Here is a 17354-nt window from a genome sequence, read left to right on the forward strand (position 1 = left end):
GCAATTGCAGAGATTCTCCGCAACTGTAAATCCCTCGTTTTTTCTCCCTTATAAAAGAAAAAAGACTCCGCTTAAGCATACAAACTTAAACGAAGTCTGGCAAATACTATTATCGTTCATTCTCACATTGATTGTGCATCTGTTTCGTCTATCGTAGTATGTACATCGAGCTCTCGATGTATATTTTCCTGTATAAACGTTAGCTCAAATACTTCCTTCAACTTCCGAACAGGAATAATTTCAATTCCTTTTATTGTATACAAAAATGGTTGCATGTTTTCAGCAGGAATGATAACTTTCTTAGCTCCTGCCTTTTTCGCAGCTTTTATTTTTGCGTACACACCACCGATAGGTTTCACTTCCCCGTGTATACTTATCTCACCAGTCATCGCTACTTCATTATTCACATACGTATGATGCACTGCTGAATACACACCTGTTGCCATAGCAATTCCCGCCGAAGGCCCATCAATCGGGATACCACCTGGAAAATTAATATGTATATCGTACCCTTCTGGCAATACATCTAGAGATCGAAGCACTGTTAATACATTATCTACAGAACCTTTCGCCATACTTTTACGACGAATGGATTTCGTTTGACTACCAATACTTTCCTCTTCAACAATTCCAGTAACATTTACCGATCCTTTATCTTTCGCCTTGATTGCTGTTACTTCAATTTCTAATAACGCGCCTGTATTTGGTCCGTATACAGCAAGTCCATTTACAAGACCGATTCTCGGAATAGGGTAAATGCGTTTTTCATACTTCGGTGTAAGTTGACTAGAGTGAACAACCCACTCTATATCTTCATCTTTAATGAAAGGACGTTCTTCATTTATTGCCATTCCAGCAGAAATTTGTACAAGATTAATCGCTTCTCGCCCATTTCTTGCATACATCCCGATCATTTCAATACCATTTTCACCGATTTGCATTTCCACTTTGTCAGCCGCATTCTTCGCTACTTTTTGAATTTCTTCTGTATCTAACTCACGGAAGAACACTTCTAAACAGCGCGACCGAATAGCAGGAGGAATCTCCTCTGGCGAACGTGTCGTCGCCCCAACTAAGCGAAAATCGGCTGGTAAACCTTTTTGAAAAATGTCATGTATATACGTTGGAATCATCGTATTCTCTTCACTGTAGTATGCACTTTCCAAAAACACTTTCCGATCTTCTAGCACCTTTAACATTTTGTTCATTTGAATCGGATGTAATTCACCTATCTCATCAATAAACAAAATACCACCGTGAGCATCTGTTACCGCACCTTTTTTCGGTTGCGGAATACCTGCTTGCCCCATCGCACCAGCACCTTGATAAATTGGATCATGCACCGAACCAATTAAAGGGTCTGCAATACCACGTTCATCAAACCGAGCTGTCGTCGCATCCAGTTCAATAAATGTTGCATTTGTGCGAAATGGAGATTTTGGATTTCGTTTCGCTTCTTCTAATACGAGACGTGCTGCCGCTGTCTTTCCGACACCTGGCGGACCATATATAATCACATGTTGCGGGTTCGGACCACAAAGAGCCGCTTTTAACGACTTAATCCCGTCCTCTTGCCCTACAATATCTAAAAAGGATGTAGGACGCACCTTTTCCGCAAGCGGCTCTGTTAAAGAAATCTCGCGCATTTTACGAAGCTGTTCTAATTCTTTTTTCGATTCTCGATCAATTGAAACTTTTTGTGTTCGCTGATTTCGAAGTAAATGCCAAAAATACAATCCGACAATTACACCAAAAACAAGTTGAACAAGTAAAAATATATTTGTCCAGCTCATCATTTATTTCCTCCCGCAATGTTTTATCTCTTAGTATTTCCGCGGAGGAACATAGCTAAACATAAAGAAAAACAGCAATTATAAAAATTGCTGTTTCTCCTTCGCATTATGCAGATGTTTTTGTATCAAGTACAGTACCGTCTTGTAACACCAATTTTGGTGCTGCATTATCAGCTACTGTTTCTTTTGTAAGAATACACTTCTCGATATCTTTGCGAGATGGTAGCTCGAACATTACCTCAAGCATTAAGCCTTCAATAATAGAACGAAGTCCACGAGCACCTGTTTTACGTTCAATTGCTTTTTTCGCAATCTCAATTAGTGCGCCTTCTTCAAACTCTAACTCAACATCGTCAAGCTCCAATAGTTTTTGGAATTGCTTAACAAGTGCATTTTTCGGTTTCGTTAAAATATCAACAAGAGCATCTTCATCAAGCGGCTCTAGGTTCGCAATAACTGGAAGACGACCGATAAACTCTGGAATTAAACCAAATCTTAAAAGGTCCTCTGGTAATACGTGAGATAAAACATGCTTCTCATTTACATCAGCATTTTTCTTCTCAGAACCAAATCCAATTACTTTTTCACCAAGACGACGTTTAATAATTGGCTCGATGCCATCAAACGCTCCACCACAGATGAATAAGATATTCGTTGTATCAATTTGAATAAACTCTTGATGCGGATGCTTACGGCCACCTTGAGGTGGAACGCTTGCTACAGTACCTTCTAAAATTTTCAGAAGTGCCTGCTGCACACCTTCACCAGATACATCACGTGTAATTGATGGATTTTCGGACTTACGTGCCACTTTATCAATCTCATCAATATAAATGATTCCTTTTTCCGCTTTCTCTACATCATAATCAGCTGCTTGGATTAATTTAAGTAAGATGTTTTCTACATCTTCCCCAACGTACCCAGCTTCAGTTAAAGATGTTGCGTCCGCGATTGCAAATGGAACATTTAAAATACGCGCTAACGTTTGTGCCAGTAATGTTTTACCACTACCTGTTGGCCCGATAAGTGCGATATTACTCTTCGCTAATTCTACATCATCAATTTTGCTGTTAGAATTAATGCGTTTGTAATGGTTATATACCGCTACCGCTAGTGCTTTTTTCGCGTTATCTTGTCCGATGACATACTCATCTAAAATTTCACGAATTTCTACCGGTTTCGGTACATCTTTGAATTCTACTTCTTCGTCTTTCGCAAGCTCCTCTTGTACAATTTCAGTACAAAGTTCGATACACTCGTCACAAATGTAAACACCTGGACCTGCAACTAACTTTCGGACTTGCGTTTGTGTTTTACCACAGAAAGAACATTTTAATTGCCCTTTTTCATCATTAAATTTAAACATATTTTCACACCCCTTACAAAGTGCTAACCTCTTGCCTTCGTATGTACACGATAAATGTATCGTATGTAAATACATATTATGTCACTACGTGGCGAGAAATACAAATAATATGACTAGTTATGTACAAATAAAAAGTTTTTAAAACTTTTGAAATATGTATATTCGACTTATTAAGGAAGTTTTCCTTCTTCATCGAAAAGTTTTATAAATATATTTCTATATTTATAAAACAAGGCACGATTAAAATCGCGCCTTGTTATTTTATTATGCAGCGTTTTCTACTAAGAAGTCTACAGCTTTACGAACTTTAAGATCTTCAGCTAAAGCGTCTACGCTTCCAAGAGCTTGCTTGATAGCGTCTACTGGCATACCGTACATTTCAGCCATTTTTTCAACTTCTGCAGTTACTTCTTCTTCAGTAACTTCGATGTTTTCAGCTTCAATGATAGCTTCAAGAACAAGGTTGATTCTTACGCGTTTTTGAGCGTCTTCTTTCATTTGCTCTTTTAACTTGTCAGCATCAGTACCTGTGAATTGGTAGTAAAGCTCAAGGTTCATACCTTGTTGGCTTAAACGTTGCTCGAATTCACGAACCATACGATCTAACTCAGTGTCGATCATAGCTTCTGGAATGTCGATTTCAGCGTTAGCAGCAGCTAATTCTACTACTTCGTCACGTACTTTGTGCTCAGCTTCGTGCTTTTTGCCTTCTTCTAAGTTTGTGCGAAGTTTTGCTTTTAATTCATCAAGAGTTGCAACCGCTTCGTCAGCTTCTTTAGCGAACTCGTCGTTTAACTCAGGAAGTTCTTTTGTTTTGATTTCGTGAACTGTTACTTTGAATGTTGCTGGTTTGCCAGCTAATTCAGCAGCATGGTACTCTTCTGGGAATGATACTTCAACGTCTTTAGACTCACCAGATTTAAGACCAATTAATTGCTCTTCGAAACCTGGGATGAATGTACCAGAACCGATTGCTAGAGAGTAGTTTTCGCCTTTTCCGCCTTCAAATGCTTCGCCATCAACGAAACCTTCGAAGTCGATTACAGCTGTATCACCGTTTTCAACAGTTCCTTCTTCTTTAACAACTAGCTCAGCTTGACGCTCTTGTAAAGATTTTAATTCGTTCTCTACATCTTCGTCAGTTACAGTTGTTTCAACTTTTTCTACTGCTAAACCTTTGTACTCACCTAATTTAACTTCAGGTTTCACTGTAACTTTTGCAGTGAAGATAAGGTTAGCATTTTTTTCGAACTTCTCAATGTCGATTTCAGGATGAGCAACTGGGAAGATACCAGCTTCATCGATTGCTTCACCGTATGCTTTTGGTAAGATGATATCTAAAGCATCTTGGTATAAAGATTCAACACCAAAGCGTTGTTCGAATAACGGACGAGGCATTTTTCCTTTACGGAAACCTGGTACGTTGATTGTTTTTACTACTTTTTTGAACGCAGCGTCGATAGAGTTGTTTACTTCTTTAGCATCAACTTCGATTGTTAAAACGCCTACGTTACCTTCTAATTTTTCCCATTTTGCAGCCATTTATTCTTTCCCTCCAACTATAATAATGTATGCACATACCTCTATAGATTAAGATCTTCATTATCTCTTTTTTGAAATAACAAAAGTACAAATAATCCTCTAGCAAAAGCTTTCAGATATAATGTTCCAATCTACTAATTGCCTAAAAGACAACTACGGTATATTTTGTTCGAGAATAATATGAAACATATTAAGTAAGAGAATTACACTTCTCTTCTCTTACAAACAGGCAGATTTCTGCCTTTTGCAACCCTTACATTATAACATAGAATATGCTCGTTTCAAGAACCGAACGATTCTTTTTCATAATTATACGGGCAAATATCCTTCTCTTTCAACACGTAATAACCATTGATAGGCAATATGAAACTCTTCTAATTCAATATTATACGCTGTCATAAGCTCTTCTTCATCAATAGTCAACCCGAAACGCTTTCTACCAATTCTCTCTAAAACAGCAGCCCAAATCTCCACTTTATCCATTAATAGAGCGAATGGGAAAATGCTAATTTGCAATTCTTTCCAATATGTAACCATCGCATCAAATATATCAGGATAATTTTGCTCTAATCGACTTGATAATCTATGTATAATGTTATCGGATTGCTCCTCATTATGACCTGTAAATGCCGGAATTACCTTGATCGTATTCCCAAACTTTTCTACCTCTATCTCTTCTTCTATTTGATTTTCTATCATTTTATATAAAATAGAAGTTTTCAAATAAGGGTGCTGTTTTTCGTCTATTAAAAATTTCTTTAAAATAGGTAATGCAAGATCCAAGTCTTTTAACGAAAGTTGCTGAATCGCTCTTAGCTTTTGCCCAAAGTTTTCTCCAAATATTTCATTAGTAAATTCATCTAACTCAAAATTCGAATCAACTCGTGATGTATCTACTTCATGTAACATACCTTCTGCAAATAAAGCGAGCTGTGCTAATTTTTCCTTTTGCTCAGGCATTACATCTTTCGTTTGCAAAACTTTTTCAACAGTTTCAATAACGCCTTCATAATCATTTGTTTGAACTAAAATTGTCACATACGTTTCAAGAATATCACCAAATAAGACCGCTCCTGTTTCCAGTAACTGTTCACATTTCTCTTTCGCTTCTTCCATATGTTTTAATTCTAACAAACAAATAACCGAAGCTAGTTCCGTTTGTTCCGTTTCTGCATTATACTGACGTAATATTTCAAAGCAGCGCAATGCATCTTCGAATTTCCGCTCTTTCAGCGCTAAAAAACCTTCATCAATATAGCGCTCTGATAGTTGCGGAAACAATACGACCGTATTTTCTTTTTTATCCATACGTCCGCCTCTTTTTCTAGATTTTAATTATCTTTAAAGTAAATATATCAAATGAGTAATGAGAACACAACATCCCGAAACCCTTTGTTTGAAATATAGAAATATTTAATTTTTATATTTCAATACAAGTGAATTCCTACTCAAAATTAAAAATATGCAAATAAAAACCCTCAGCAATTCAAGCAGAGGATTCATCATTAATGGAAAGCTTTTATAATAGTGGGGTATATAACAAGGGTAATAATTTGGAGAACAATAATTGCCATAACAATCATGCTAAAGTAGAAGATTGGTTTACTTCGCTTCATTAAAAACATAATGATAAGCATCGTACAAGCAAACAAACTTAAGAAGAACAAACTCGTTGTCGAACTAAGTATACCACTCGGGACAAAGAACAATAACACTACACTACACTACAAGTACCTATAATTCCAAATAACCATTCCATTCATTCACTCATTCCCTTTCCCTCTCATGGTAGTTTCCTCTAAGCGATTAAATGTTTTACAACATCAACTACATACGTTAATTTCTCATACGCTACAAATCCAAAAGCAACTGTTAAACCCGTTACGATTAATCCCTTCATTATTTCTTCCTCCTCGTTTTATCGTTGTTACCTTCATTATAGAGGATTAGCAATTTGTTACCATCGAACTACCTTACAGTTACCTTACAGAATTGTAAGATTTCAAAGAGAGATTGAAAAACACCCCATATCGCTTGAGGTGCTTTCACGGAATTTCTCTATAATCACTTGCAAAATTAACTTTTTTCTCTTGTTTATTTTTCGGAGAATCCACTCTTAAACTAATAGATTTACTAAATAATTTCGGATTGAAATAATAACAACAATCCGTTTGAGGACAATATACACAATACACGTCTATTTCTTCTTTATTCACTTCTTTTGTAGCGACTCCGCTTGCTGTAGAATAACTAGATCGGAATCTTACTTCCAGTATCCCTCTTGCATTCAACTCTCTATATTTCACTTGCACCCTTTTAAATACCCCGCCCTTATATACTACAAGATCAAAGGGCGAATGCTCTGTTTGTGGTATTAAAATCATATATCCTTTTTCATACAAATCAACTTGTGCCTTTAAAACAGCTAAATCTCCTTTTGTTTTTGTATGATGGTACACTTTTTCTCAGCACCTTTTTACATATTTTCAAAATAATATTCGTTCCTTTTCTTAACTTACCTCCCAACATTTTCTCATTAAAAGAAAACTCTTTGTTAAAACCATGTTAATATATTTTTGTATAATTAAGAATTTAATTTACAAGGGGGATTATATATGTTCAAAAAAGTAGCTGCTGATGTTTTAGGGTTAAGTGATGTAGGTTCTGTAATTACACCGAAAGATTATGACAAGGTCGATGCTGATGATTACGTAATGCATGAAGATGGAGAGAAAATTTATTTTCTAATTAAATCGAAATCAGATGAATATTGCTTCACAAACAAAGGATTACTTCACCTAGATGGTACAAGTGCGACAAGCAAAAAACGTACACTACGCCGCTTTAGCTATAGTAAATATCAAATTAAAAACGTAGCGCTTGAAACTGCGGGAACGATTGATTTAGATGTAGAAATTAAATTTCAAATGGGAGATGAACATTATTCAATTGATGTTCATAAAAAACATATCGAGGAATTAAAAGATTTATATAAAGCTTTACTTAAAATCGAAGAAATTTCATACGACAACGACATTACATTGCAGTATGCACATAAAAGTTTAGATATGGCATCTAACGCTTTTAGCCGTATTTCAAACGCACAAGTAAATTTAGCAGAGCAGTTTAAAGAAATGAATGAGATTGCCTTTAACTGGCTTGTTGATACGAAGAAACAATATAATGTGAAAGATTATGGTTTTGTATTTGAGAAGTTTATTAATAACTAAACAAGAAACCCTTGTTATCAAAAGATAACAAGGGTTTTTCAGCGTCCTAGAAGATGTTCAAACTCTCGGCCTGCTCATTTCCGTACTATTTTATATATTTTGATCGCAGTCTTAATATATCTTCCTCTTCTCGAATACCTGCCGATCCTTTCCTCACATTTTTTACGATAGTCCAATCCGGGTTGGTTTCATCACCGATGTTCTGTACTGTAAAGTTGCCATCACCATATTTTCGGTGACCTTCTGCCAATTTCTCCGTTAAATCGTTCTCATTTGATCTCGCCATCTTTGCGCCATCTCCCTTTTTTATACAACCTTCTTAAACTGTCTAACCAATCACAGGTCTAGTCAATTGGAGATTCTCGTTTTCCGCTTCTATTCATTGTAACACACTAACGGGGATAAGTTTCGATAACGGTTGCTCAATCGTACGAGGGCGGTAAAAAGTTTTATAATATTGTAAGTGAACAGTTAGGAGAATCTGGATATGGATTTGAGTTCCATCATAAACCTATTGATTCTTGAAATGAAATAAGAGGAATAGGGCGCATAAATGGCGCTCTTTTCTTCATGCACTTTAATCCGTTACACATAATAATTACCATATATTACGTCATATTTTTTACACCTTTTGCACATACATCAATTTGTAGACAAACAAAAACCTTGTTATCAAAAGATAACAAGGTTTTTTTTAGCGTCCCAGGAGAGATTCGAACTCCCGACCGACGGCTTAGCTTACCACCATAGCTTTCGCTACCAGCAATTACTGTTTGTAGTCTGGACTATATCTTCACCATTTCAGGTGCGACACGTGTAGTCTCTACGGAACCTCACGATGATTTTCATCATACTTCAGAGTCTTTACCATTAAGTTTTACTTAATCATTCAAAACTCCTTAATCTTTTTCAAGATCGTAAGTTTCCTCGGTATTACCATCAGCCGAACTGTTAAGGCTTCACCGATATAGTGTCGTCCACTTTATAGGTTCTTGTTTCCCTATAAAGGCTCCTATTTTTCTTGAAGGCCGTTGCTCTATCCTGCTGAGCTACTGGGACATGGAGCGGGTGAAGAGAATCGAACTCTCGACCAGAGCTTGGAAGGCTCTTGTTTTACCACTAAACTACACCCGCATATGTTGTTTTATTTTCAATCGTTAGCGCCGTTGCCCTATCGACAATATTTATTATATGTATAACCATACATAAAGTCAACACCTTTTTTAAAAGAGGATAATTTTTCTTATCCTCTTTTAAAAACTGCCTGTTCAACTAGCTGTCCGTCTAGTGTTTCAAAACGAACTTCCATTTGATTTTCATCCATTTCTAATAAAGCAAATGTTTTTTCTACACGCTGACGCGGTAATAAAATACTGCCTGGATTAATAAATAAAACGCCGTCGATTAATTCCGCACCTAATACGTGAGAGTGTCCGAAGCATGCAACTTGCGCCCCTACCTCTTCAGCATGGTACGCTAATGTTTGTAACGTCATTTTCACGTTATGACGATGTCCGTGCACAACTATGAAACGAACACCATCTACATCAGTTACAATTTCGTCTTGAAAGTTAGCATAATCACAATTCCCTTTTACAACATGGAAACCTTGCAACTCTTCATGAGCAGGCGTTAGCTCTGAATCACCGCAATGAATCATGATATCTACTTTCCCTTCATACTTCTCTTTTAACTGCTGTAATTCCTTCACAGAGCTATGACTATCGCTTACGATTAAAGCTTTCATCAATCTCTCTCCCTTATTCTCCTAAAAACCATTCAGGGATTTTTTCTTCTAGCTTACGTAGAGCACGTCCGCGGTGACTAATAGCATTTTTCTCATCTGAACTTAGTTCCGCCATCGCTTTTTTATATTCTTCCACATAAAAAATCGGATCATATCCAAAACCGTTTTCCCCGCGGCGTTGTTCTAAAATAAAACCTTCGCACGTCCCATTTACAATGACAGGCTTTTTATCCCCTTCAGGGAAAGCCACTGCTAATGCACAGTAGAAACGAGCTTTACGCTTTTCAAACGCTACGTCATTTAATTCTTGTAAAACTTTATCAATATTTGCTTGATCATCTTTCGGCTCTCCAGCAAAACGCGCTGAATACACGCCTGGTTTCCCGTTTAAAGCATCTACAATAAGACCTGAATCATCCGCAATTACAATTGCATTCAATTGTCTACTCAAACTGTCCGCTTTTAAGATTGCATTTTCTTCAAATGTTTCACCAGTTTCTTCGACTTCTTCAATATGAGGAAAATCGTGTAATGATTTCACTTCTAAATCAAATCGCTCAAATAACTCAGCAAATTCACGTACTTTCCCCATATTTTTTGTCGCTACAACAACTTGTTTCATTTTTTCCACCTCTACTCTATATGAGATACGATGTCACCTAACGCTTCTTTTTGCATATCGATCAGTTGGAAAATGCCTTGTTCTGCAGCATCAAGTAATTCATTTAACTGCGCTCTACTAAACGTCGCTTCTTCTCCAGTTCCTTGCACTTCAACGAACTGACCTTTTCCAGTCATAATTACGTTCATATCAACGTCTGCTTTAGAATCTTCTGCATAGTTCAAATCTAAAACAACACCTTGCTCTTCAACAATCCCTACTGACGTTGCTGCTAAATAATCTTTTACTGGAATTTTAGATACTTTTTCTGCTTGTAATAACTTCTCAAACGCTAATACCATCGCTACGTATGCACCTGTAATAGAAGCAGTTCGCGTTCCACCATCCGCTTGAATAACATCACAATCAATCCAAACCGTTCTCTCACCAAGCGCTTCTAAGTCAACTACCGCACGTAATGCTCGTCCAATTAAGCGCTGGATTTCCATTGTACGTCCTGTTACTTTCCCTTTACTTGACTCCCTAATTGTACGTTGTTCTGTCGCACGTGGAATCATCGCATATTCAGCTGTTACCCAGCCCTTTCCTTCTCCACGCATAAATGGCGGGACGCGCTCTTCAATTGTCGCTGAGCAAATTACCTTTGTATCCCCAACCTCAATTAACACTGATCCTTCTGGATGTTTTAAATAATTCGTATGAATATGTATATGGCGTAATTCTGTTTTTTCTCTACCATCTACTCGCATAAAAATAACCTCCTCATAACTACTTGTTAGTATAGCCAAATTTAAATGTATGATATGTATACAATAAAAGAAGAGGAACCCAAAAAGCAATTCCCCTTTCTTACTTAAGTATATCAAATTATTGGCGATTAAAAACTACCTGTATTCACGTTTTCTGGACGATCTACAGGTTTTATTAACTTTCCGCCCTTTTCATCTATAAGATTTGCTTTACCATTTACTTCAATAGAAACGCTTTTCACGCCTTTCTTTTCTGTTAAAGATAAAACTAATGACTTCAATACGTAATTTGAAATCATATTTTTATCTGGGTTTATAAATATATTTTCATTAAAGTTTAATGTAAGATTTCCATCTTGTAATTTCGGATTCGTAATGAGCTTAACTCCTGGATTGAAATCGTTCAGAAGAGATTGATGAATCGGCCCTTTTACAAGTTCATCTACAATTGCTGCATAATCATTTTCTTTTCCTTCTACAACGCGGCGTGTTACTGGTACGTAGTATTGCTGTTTATTATTATTTTGTGCCATAAAATAAAGTGTTACTGGTTTTGTATTTGTTACATCCGCTACTTGCTCATCATCGAAGTTAATACCGTTCGCACGGCTCACCCCTTCACCAAGCGGTGTACCACCAACAGGCATCTTCGCTAATTTTTCACCATTTATTTGGAACTGCACTTGTTTTATTTCTTTAAATTGCGTCAACGTCCATGCAATAGATTCAACGATTTGACGTTCTTCCTCTTTTGCATAGTTTTTCATTTCTTTAGAAAAATCAATGACTGCCGTCCCATCTTTTTTCAAGTTTAGGGTCATCGATGTATTCGCCGGAATGACTGCACGGAACCCATTCGGTAACAAATTCGTTACCGGTCCATCTTTCACAAGGTACTCTAACGTTTGCTGAATAACCTCATTTGCTTTCGGAGTAGGTATAGCTAACGTTTGCGGTACAACATAGCCATTTTTATCAACAAGGTATAGTTCTCTATTCACCGTTTGTCCTTGCTTATCTTTCTTAGATACTTCTTTCTTTCCACCCTCTGTATACGTAACTTGTTTTGGCGGATCAATTTGCTCCGTTGCTTTCTCTTGATTTATAAAGCCACACCCTGTTAGTAAAACAGCGCTCACAGTAGCACCAACAACCCATTTAAAAGTGGATTTAGGCATGCCATTCCCCCCTAAAATCTAAGTTTGTACTATTATGTATACGAGCTGTTTCATGTTTTAGAACAAGCTGTGCTCCCTATAAACAAAAAAACTCCTGATTTCTCAGGAGTTCACTTATATGAATTCTATTATTATTCTTTTTCTAAATAAATATGTTTTACATTTTCAATCGGTTGACCGAACCATTTTGATGCAATTTCTTTAAATAGGCCTATTTTTCCTGTTGTTAAGAAGAGATGATCACTTTGTTCCTCTCCCTCATTCAACATTTTACTATGGTATAAAATGGTACTTACTTCACGTGCCGTTTCATCACCAGAACTAATGAGTTGCACTTTATCTCCCATTACTTGTTTAATAACAGGACCTAAAATTGGATAATGTGTACAGCCTAAAATAAGCGTATCAATATCAGTGTTTTTCAGCGGTTGCAACGTTTCTCTTACAACTTCATACGCCATTTCACTTTCGAAATTACCGCTCTCTACAAGCTCAACAAAAGGTGGACACGCTAAACTTTCTACCATAACACGATTATTAATAGACTTTAACGCTTCTTCGTATGCACCACTTTTCACCGTTCCAATCGTTCCAATAATCCCAACATGATACGTGTTTGTCATTTTTAAAGCTGTACGTGATCCTGGGTGAATAACTCCTACCACTGGAATTGGTAATTGTTTCTGCATCTCTTCTAATACAACTGCAGTTGCTGTATTACATGCAATAACTAACATTTTGATATTTAAATCTAGTAAATGCTCCGTCATTTCCCACGTAAATTGACGCACTTCTTCTCGAGAACGTGGACCATAAGGGCAACGTGCTGTATCCCCTAAATATATAATGCGCTCTTTCGGCAACTGACGAATTAATTCCTTCGCCACTGTTAAACCGCCAACTCCTGAATCGATAACACCGATTGCTCTATTCAACTTCATCACCCGTTTTCTCATTCATCATCTTATTTTATCATTATATTTTTCACACTTTAAGTTCGCTCACTTAAACTGCTTCTATATGAAAATTTTCATTTGTACCTGTATAGACTAGGACCTTTTTTATTTTGCTCCTTTTTTTCATAATTTGCAAGACAGAAAAACAACCGACCTTCTATATGAAAGTCGGTTTCTTCTATAATAAAGTACATCTTTAATGCTCCATCTTTTTTTGGAAAGAAGACATTCCTATTAATAAGAAGAAATGAGCAGAAATTAACATGACGATTAAAATAAAATTGAAACGATAACTATTTGTAGATTCCATAATTTTGCTCGCAACAGCTGGTCCAAATGCCATACCGAAAAAGTTAATTAAATTATATAAGCCAAGACCGACTCCAACTTTAGCTGCATGTAATGTTTTCGGTATAAATGTGTTCAATGATACTTGAATGGCAGAATAACTCATAAATGTCAAAATAATCGCCAATACAATAACGACTATACTTCCATTCGGAATAAACCCTAAAATTAAAAAGCCAACAATCATAATGACAGACGCTACATAAATCATATTCACATTTCCAAACGAAGGGACAATCTTTCCAGTAATAAAACTAGACACAATACCAAAGAGTGATGCAACAAATAATACAATTCCGATAACAAATGGAGACAATCCGTGCTCTCTTCCTAACAGTAATGGCAACAATAATAAATTAGCACATAACGCCACATTAATTATAAATCCGACTGTTATTAAACGAAGAAATGCTTTGTTCGAAAACAACTCAATATCGATAAATGGATGCTCCGCTTTCTTCATACGAACCGTGAATAAAAATAAAGAAATTATCGATAACACAAATAGCCAACGATTCATATTGATACCTAGTAAAACAGTCGTAATGAATGCAAATAGTAACGCCGCTCCAATATAATCAAAATGAAACGTTTCATCCGTATGCTGCATTTCTTCTGGCATAAATTTTATAAGCAAGAAAATCCCCACTACTGAAATAACCATAAATAAAAATAAATATGGCCACCCTAGTGTATTTGTAATAGCCCCGCCAACTAAAGGGCCAATACCTACTGCTAATGCAATAGAAGAACTAATCATCGCTAACGCACCAGGCTTCTTATGAGGAATAACTAATTTGGCCACTGCAATCATACTAAGCGCAATAAACGCTGCACCCCCGCTCGCTTGCACTAATCTTGCAAGAATGGTAATCACATAAGATTGATTCATAAATCCAATAATAGAACCCACTACAAATATGATAATCGAAATAATTAATAGTTTTTTTACACTGTAACGATCAGCAAGCTTCCCATATATCATTGAACCAATACCGACAACTAAAGAATAACCTACTACAACCCAACTTACTTTCGATTGACTAATAGATAAATCATGAGCAATATCCTCTAACGCAACATTAAATAAAACCGCATTCATCGGTCCTAATAAAACGATAAAACATAATGTGAAAACAAACCATTTTGAATGATTGTTTATATCTTCCCCCATGTGTAACACCTCTCCTGATTGTAGTAATTGAAAACGAAAAATGAAGTTGTTTAGCTCTTCTATTATCACTAGACAACTTCATCAAATGTATACATTTATCGCGCGACAAATTGAATTCGAAACGAAACATGTACGTTGTTCGATATTCATGGAACTATCATAGTTTCAGCATTACAGTTTGTCAACGAAAAATATACAAAGTAAACTAATTTAGTGTTTTTAGTTTACTTTGTTCAAAAATTGTTATACACTAATTTCGAATCCGATATAAGGAGGACTAACACGGTTATTCAAATTTGCAATTTCTAACTTAATAAAATAATGAACTTGTATACGGAAGAAACATTACAGGAGGATTATGATGAAGAAAAAAATGTTAGTTGTATTAACGAGCGTTGAAAAATATCCAAATTTAAATCGAGCTACTGGCCTTTGGCTTGGTGAAGCTGTTCATTTCGTTAAAAAAGTTGAAGAAGCTGGTTACGAAGTAGATTATGTTAGCCCACAAGGTGGTTATACACCGATTGATCCGCATAGTTTAGCAATGGCGGAGAGCATCGATTGGGAATGGTATCAAAAGAAAGAATTTATGAATCGCCTCGGTTCTACAATAAAACCGAGTGAGGTGAATCCAGAAGACTATGCTGTTATTTATTACGCAGGTGGTCACGGTGTGATTTGGGACTTCCCTGAAAATAAAGAACTCCAAATGATTAGCCGTAGCATTTATGAAAATGGCGGAATTGTTTCCTCTGTTTGTCACGGAGCTGCTGGTTTATTTCATATTACATTAAGTAATGGGGAACGTTTAATTAGCGGTAAAAAAGTAACAGGTTTCTCAAATGAAGAGGAAAAACTAGCTGAATTAGATCAATTCGTTCCATTTTTAACAGAAGATGAACTTATTAAAAATGGAGGAATTTACGAAAAAGCAGCGCAGCCTTGGGAAGCTTTCGCTGTAGAAGATAGTCGTGTTATCACTGGTCAAAACCCAGCTTCAGGTGGTCCAGTAGCTGAATTAGTATTACAACACTTAAAAAAGAACATGTAATAAAAAAAGCAGATTTTCCATTCATATAGGAAAATCTGCTTTTTTACGAAATCATTTGCAAAATAGCCATAACTTCTTTTTCAATTTCAGAATCATCAATCGCTTCTATATAATCCGGTTTAAACAGTTGATACTTCTTTAGTTGATAAAAATCAAGTATCGCTTTCTTTAACGTAATATCGTACTGAATACAAAAAGAATGATCTATAATACGCCTTAACATCACATCATCTTGCACCATAAATAATTGTGCGTTCATTTTATTAAAGTAACCTTGTTCCATACCAGCTTCAAAAAACATTTGCAAATTATGATTACGATTTTGTTGTGCAGCGACTAACCGATCAGATAAGTGCGGATATGCCTCTTTCAAATCTTGTAAAAAGACATCTGAAATGTATGTCACACATTTTAAAGAGTGAATAAACGTCTTTTGGAAACGTTCTGCAAAAGACATACTTTCATCTTGATTATCCGCATCCCCTTCAAGAAGATAGTTCATAAAATCTTCTACCACAGCTTCAATAATCTCATCTTTTGAAGAAAAACGTTTATATAAAGTAGCTTTACTAATATCCATATACTTCGCAATTTCATCTATTTTCAATTGACTAAAACTCGTTTTTCTAATAACGGGCTTTATTTTATTAATATAAGTATTTGCACACGCAACTTTTCTCATTAAAAGAGCCTCCCCTTTTGTCCATACAAAATAGTATAGCAAATTCACGATTAATTATAAATGAAGTCACTATACTCAATACATCTTTTTAGTTTAAGGGGTCATTTATCCTATAGAAAAAGTGCCCGCTACCTTTATGAGTAACGAGCACTTTTTCTATACTTTATTTACAGCTCTTCTTATAGCTTTCCCTATTTCCATACTAGACTGCGGATTTTGCCCTGTAATTAAACGCCCATCTACTACGACGTGCGGCGTAAAATTTGGAGCAACATAAAACAAAGCCCCTTCTTCTTTCAATTTATTTTCTAACAAAAACGGCACTCGCTTTTCTAAATGTACAGCTTTTTCCTCATCATTTGTATAACCTGTTATATGCTTACCCGCACTAAAAAACGAGCCGTCCTTATTTTTCACACCGACTAAAGAACTTACTCCGTGACAAACAGCCGCTACAATTCGGTTGTCGTTGTACATATTCACAATTAAATTTGCAACATATGGATTACCTGGAAAATCTACAATCGCCCCGTGTCCACCACCAAATAAAACCGCATCATAATCCGAAAAATGAACATTTGAGATTGGTTTCGTATTTTGCAATAAAGAAGCGACATGCTTAAATTCACGAGGTATCCCGTTCGGAATAGAAACTCTATCAATCGGCACTCTACCGCCCTGTATCGACACAATATCAACATCAAACTTAGCCTTTTTAAACAAGTTATAAGGAGCTGCGAGCTCTTCCAGCCACAAACCAGTCGGGTGTCCATTCATATCATGAGCGCTTGTTGAAACTAACAATATCCTTTTCAACATATCCCCTCCTTACTACTTATTTATGTATGGAGTGTTCTTATCATTCATATAACGCATGAAACAAAAAAATAGCCGACTCTTTATATAAGTCGGCTTT

General features: G+C 36.2%; 16 protein-coding genes, 1 tRNA gene and 2 pseudogenes. 3 read left to right on the forward strand and 16 right to left on the reverse strand.

Translation table 11 applies throughout. The features are described 5' to 3' along the window. Window positions 1-122: 122 nt before the first annotated feature. The 6 genes and pseudogenes from lonB to PQF83_RS13110 form a co-directional block, all read right to left on the reverse strand. Entirely contained in the window at window positions 123-1793 is a 1671-nt protein-coding gene (gene lonB / locus PQF83_RS13085) for an ATP-dependent protease LonB (RefSeq protein ID WP_025991615.1), read from the reverse strand. A 106-nt stretch (window positions 1794-1899) separates the two neighbouring features. Then, window positions 1900-3159: an ATP-dependent protease ATP-binding subunit ClpX gene (gene clpX, locus PQF83_RS13090; RefSeq protein ID WP_000472282.1), complete on the reverse strand. Its 1260-nt coding sequence runs from the start codon at window positions 3157-3159 to the stop codon at window positions 1900-1902. A 264-nt stretch (window positions 3160-3423) separates the two neighbouring features. Then, complete coding sequence (tig, locus tag PQF83_RS13095) at window positions 3424-4701, reverse strand: trigger factor (RefSeq protein ID WP_000729258.1); 1278 nt, start codon at window positions 4699-4701, stop codon at window positions 3424-3426. 309 nt (window positions 4702-5010) lie between these two features. Continuing rightward, the gene (locus PQF83_RS13100; RefSeq protein ID WP_000358268.1) at window positions 5011-6009 is read right to left on the reverse strand and encodes a hypothetical protein; all 999 of its coding nucleotides are present in this window, start codon (window positions 6007-6009) and stop codon (window positions 5011-5013) included. A gap of 197 nt (window positions 6010-6206) precedes the next feature. Continuing rightward, window positions 6207-6460: pseudogene (locus tag PQF83_RS13105) on the reverse strand (hypothetical protein). A 286-nt stretch (window positions 6461-6746) separates the two neighbouring features. Continuing rightward, complete coding sequence (locus tag PQF83_RS13110) at window positions 6747-7160, reverse strand: group I intron-associated PD-(D/E)XK endonuclease (RefSeq protein WP_000274735.1); 414 nt, start codon at window positions 7158-7160, stop codon at window positions 6747-6749. Between the two features lie 156 nt (window positions 7161-7316). Here PQF83_RS13110 and PQF83_RS13115 point away from each other — a divergent pair, with 156 nt between their 5' ends. Further along, complete coding sequence (locus PQF83_RS13115; RefSeq protein ID WP_000475206.1) at window positions 7317-7931, forward strand: PH domain-containing protein; 615 nt, start codon at window positions 7317-7319, stop codon at window positions 7929-7931. 85 nt (window positions 7932-8016) lie between these two features. On the opposite strand, the gene PQF83_RS13120 is transcribed toward PQF83_RS13115, so the two are convergent. After that, window positions 8017-8217, reverse strand: coding sequence for a hypothetical protein (locus PQF83_RS13120; RefSeq protein WP_000124456.1), 201 nt, complete (start codon window positions 8215-8217; stop codon window positions 8017-8019). Between the two features lie 152 nt (window positions 8218-8369). On the opposite strand from PQF83_RS13120, the pseudogene PQF83_RS28580 reads away from it, so the two are divergent. Next, a pseudogene (locus PQF83_RS28580) lies at window positions 8370-8456 on the forward strand (DUF6572 domain-containing protein); the annotation flags it as partial. A 535-nt stretch (window positions 8457-8991) separates the two neighbouring features. On the opposite strand, the gene PQF83_RS13125 reads toward PQF83_RS28580, so the two are convergent. From PQF83_RS13125 to PQF83_RS13155, 7 genes are all read right to left on the reverse strand, one after another. Beyond that, a tRNA-Gly gene (locus tag PQF83_RS13125) sits at window positions 8992-9065 on the reverse strand. Between the two features lie 109 nt (window positions 9066-9174). Next, window positions 9175-9678 carry a metallophosphoesterase gene (locus tag PQF83_RS13130; RefSeq protein WP_000645498.1) on the reverse strand — a complete coding sequence of 168 codons (504 nt, stop codon included), beginning with the start codon at window positions 9676-9678 and terminating at the stop codon, window positions 9175-9177. Between the two features lie 13 nt (window positions 9679-9691). Continuing rightward, the gene (locus PQF83_RS13135; protein ID WP_000815935.1) at window positions 9692-10300 is read right to left on the reverse strand and encodes an XTP/dITP diphosphatase; all 609 of its coding nucleotides are present in this window, start codon (window positions 10298-10300) and stop codon (window positions 9692-9694) included. An 11-nt stretch (window positions 10301-10311) separates the two neighbouring features. Beyond that, window positions 10312-11049, reverse strand: a complete 738-nt coding sequence (gene rph, locus PQF83_RS13140) for a ribonuclease PH (protein ID WP_001261765.1) — start codon at window positions 11047-11049, stop codon at window positions 10312-10314. Between the two features lie 128 nt (window positions 11050-11177). Continuing rightward, a complete protein-coding gene (gene gerM / locus PQF83_RS13145; RefSeq protein ID WP_001126762.1) occupies window positions 11178-12227 on the reverse strand; it encodes a spore germination protein GerM in 1050 nt (349 codons plus the stop codon). Between the two features lie 131 nt (window positions 12228-12358). After that, a complete protein-coding gene (racE, locus tag PQF83_RS13150; RefSeq protein WP_000773996.1) occupies window positions 12359-13168 on the reverse strand; it encodes a glutamate racemase in 810 nt (269 codons plus the stop codon). 211 nt (window positions 13169-13379) lie between these two features. Continuing rightward, window positions 13380-14705 (reverse strand): MFS transporter, encoded by a 1326-nt coding sequence (locus PQF83_RS13155; protein WP_000503385.1) that lies wholly within the window; start codon window positions 14703-14705, stop codon window positions 13380-13382. Between the two features lie 361 nt (window positions 14706-15066). Between PQF83_RS13155 and PQF83_RS13160 the strand changes: the two genes are divergently transcribed. Then, window positions 15067-15756 (forward strand): type 1 glutamine amidotransferase domain-containing protein, encoded by a 690-nt coding sequence (locus PQF83_RS13160; protein WP_000728501.1) that lies wholly within the window; start codon window positions 15067-15069, stop codon window positions 15754-15756. Window positions 15757-15799: 43 nt separating this feature from the next. On the opposite strand, the gene PQF83_RS13165 is transcribed toward PQF83_RS13160, so the two are convergent. Both PQF83_RS13165 and PQF83_RS13170 read right to left on the reverse strand, forming a co-directional pair. Beyond that, the gene (locus PQF83_RS13165; protein ID WP_001233025.1) at window positions 15800-16438 is read right to left on the reverse strand and encodes a TetR/AcrR family transcriptional regulator; all 639 of its coding nucleotides are present in this window, start codon (window positions 16436-16438) and stop codon (window positions 15800-15802) included. A gap of 156 nt (window positions 16439-16594) precedes the next feature. Continuing rightward, window positions 16595-17257, reverse strand: coding sequence for a type 1 glutamine amidotransferase domain-containing protein (locus PQF83_RS13170; RefSeq protein ID WP_000919612.1), 663 nt, complete (start codon window positions 17255-17257; stop codon window positions 16595-16597). Window positions 17258-17354: the final 97 nt, after the last annotated feature.

Origin of the sequence: Bacillus sp. FF-1 (assembly GCF_028548245.1) — a bacterium.
Lineage (GTDB): Bacteria > Bacillota > Bacilli > Bacillales > Bacillaceae_G > Bacillus_A > Bacillus_A paranthracis.

Bases quoted from the DNA above. Each gene is read 5' to 3' on its own strand.
- lonB (WP_025991615.1), bottom strand. From the start codon at position 1,793: ATGAGCTGGACAAATATATTTTTACTTGTTCAACTTGTTTTTGGTGTA.
- clpX (WP_000472282.1), bottom strand. From the start codon at position 3,159: ATGTTTAAATTTAATGATGAAAAAGGGCAATTAAAATGTTCTTTCTGT.
- tig (WP_000729258.1), bottom strand. From the start codon at position 4,701: ATGGCTGCAAAATGGGAAAAATTAGAAGGTAACGTAGGCGTTTTAACA.
- PQF83_RS13100 (WP_000358268.1), bottom strand. From the start codon at position 6,009: ATGGATAAAAAAGAAAATACGGTCGTATTGTTTCCGCAACTATCAGAG.
- PQF83_RS13115 (WP_000475206.1), top strand. From the start codon at position 7,317: ATGTTCAAAAAAGTAGCTGCTGATGTTTTAGGGTTAAGTGATGTAGGT.
- PQF83_RS13120 (WP_000124456.1), bottom strand. From the start codon at position 8,217: ATGGCGAGATCAAATGAGAACGATTTAACGGAGAAATTGGCAGAAGGT.
- PQF83_RS13130 (WP_000645498.1), bottom strand. From the start codon at position 9,678: ATGAAAGCTTTAATCGTAAGCGATAGTCATAGCTCTGTGAAGGAATTA.
- PQF83_RS13135 (WP_000815935.1), bottom strand. From the start codon at position 10,300: ATGAAACAAGTTGTTGTAGCGACAAAAAATATGGGGAAAGTACGTGAA.
- rph (WP_001261765.1), bottom strand. From the start codon at position 11,049: ATGCGAGTAGATGGTAGAGAAAAAACAGAATTACGCCATATACATATT.
- gerM (WP_001126762.1), bottom strand. From the start codon at position 12,227: ATGCCTAAATCCACTTTTAAATGGGTTGTTGGTGCTACTGTGAGCGCT.
- racE (WP_000773996.1), bottom strand. From the start codon at position 13,168: ATGAAGTTGAATAGAGCAATCGGTGTTATCGATTCAGGAGTTGGCGGT.
- PQF83_RS13155 (WP_000503385.1), bottom strand. From the start codon at position 14,705: ATGGGGGAAGATATAAACAATCATTCAAAATGGTTTGTTTTCACATTA.
- PQF83_RS13160 (WP_000728501.1), top strand. From the start codon at position 15,067: ATGAAGAAAAAAATGTTAGTTGTATTAACGAGCGTTGAAAAATATCCA.
- PQF83_RS13165 (WP_001233025.1), bottom strand. From the start codon at position 16,438: ATGAGAAAAGTTGCGTGTGCAAATACTTATATTAATAAAATAAAGCCC.
- PQF83_RS13170 (WP_000919612.1), bottom strand. From the start codon at position 17,257: ATGTTGAAAAGGATATTGTTAGTTTCAACAAGCGCTCATGATATGAAT.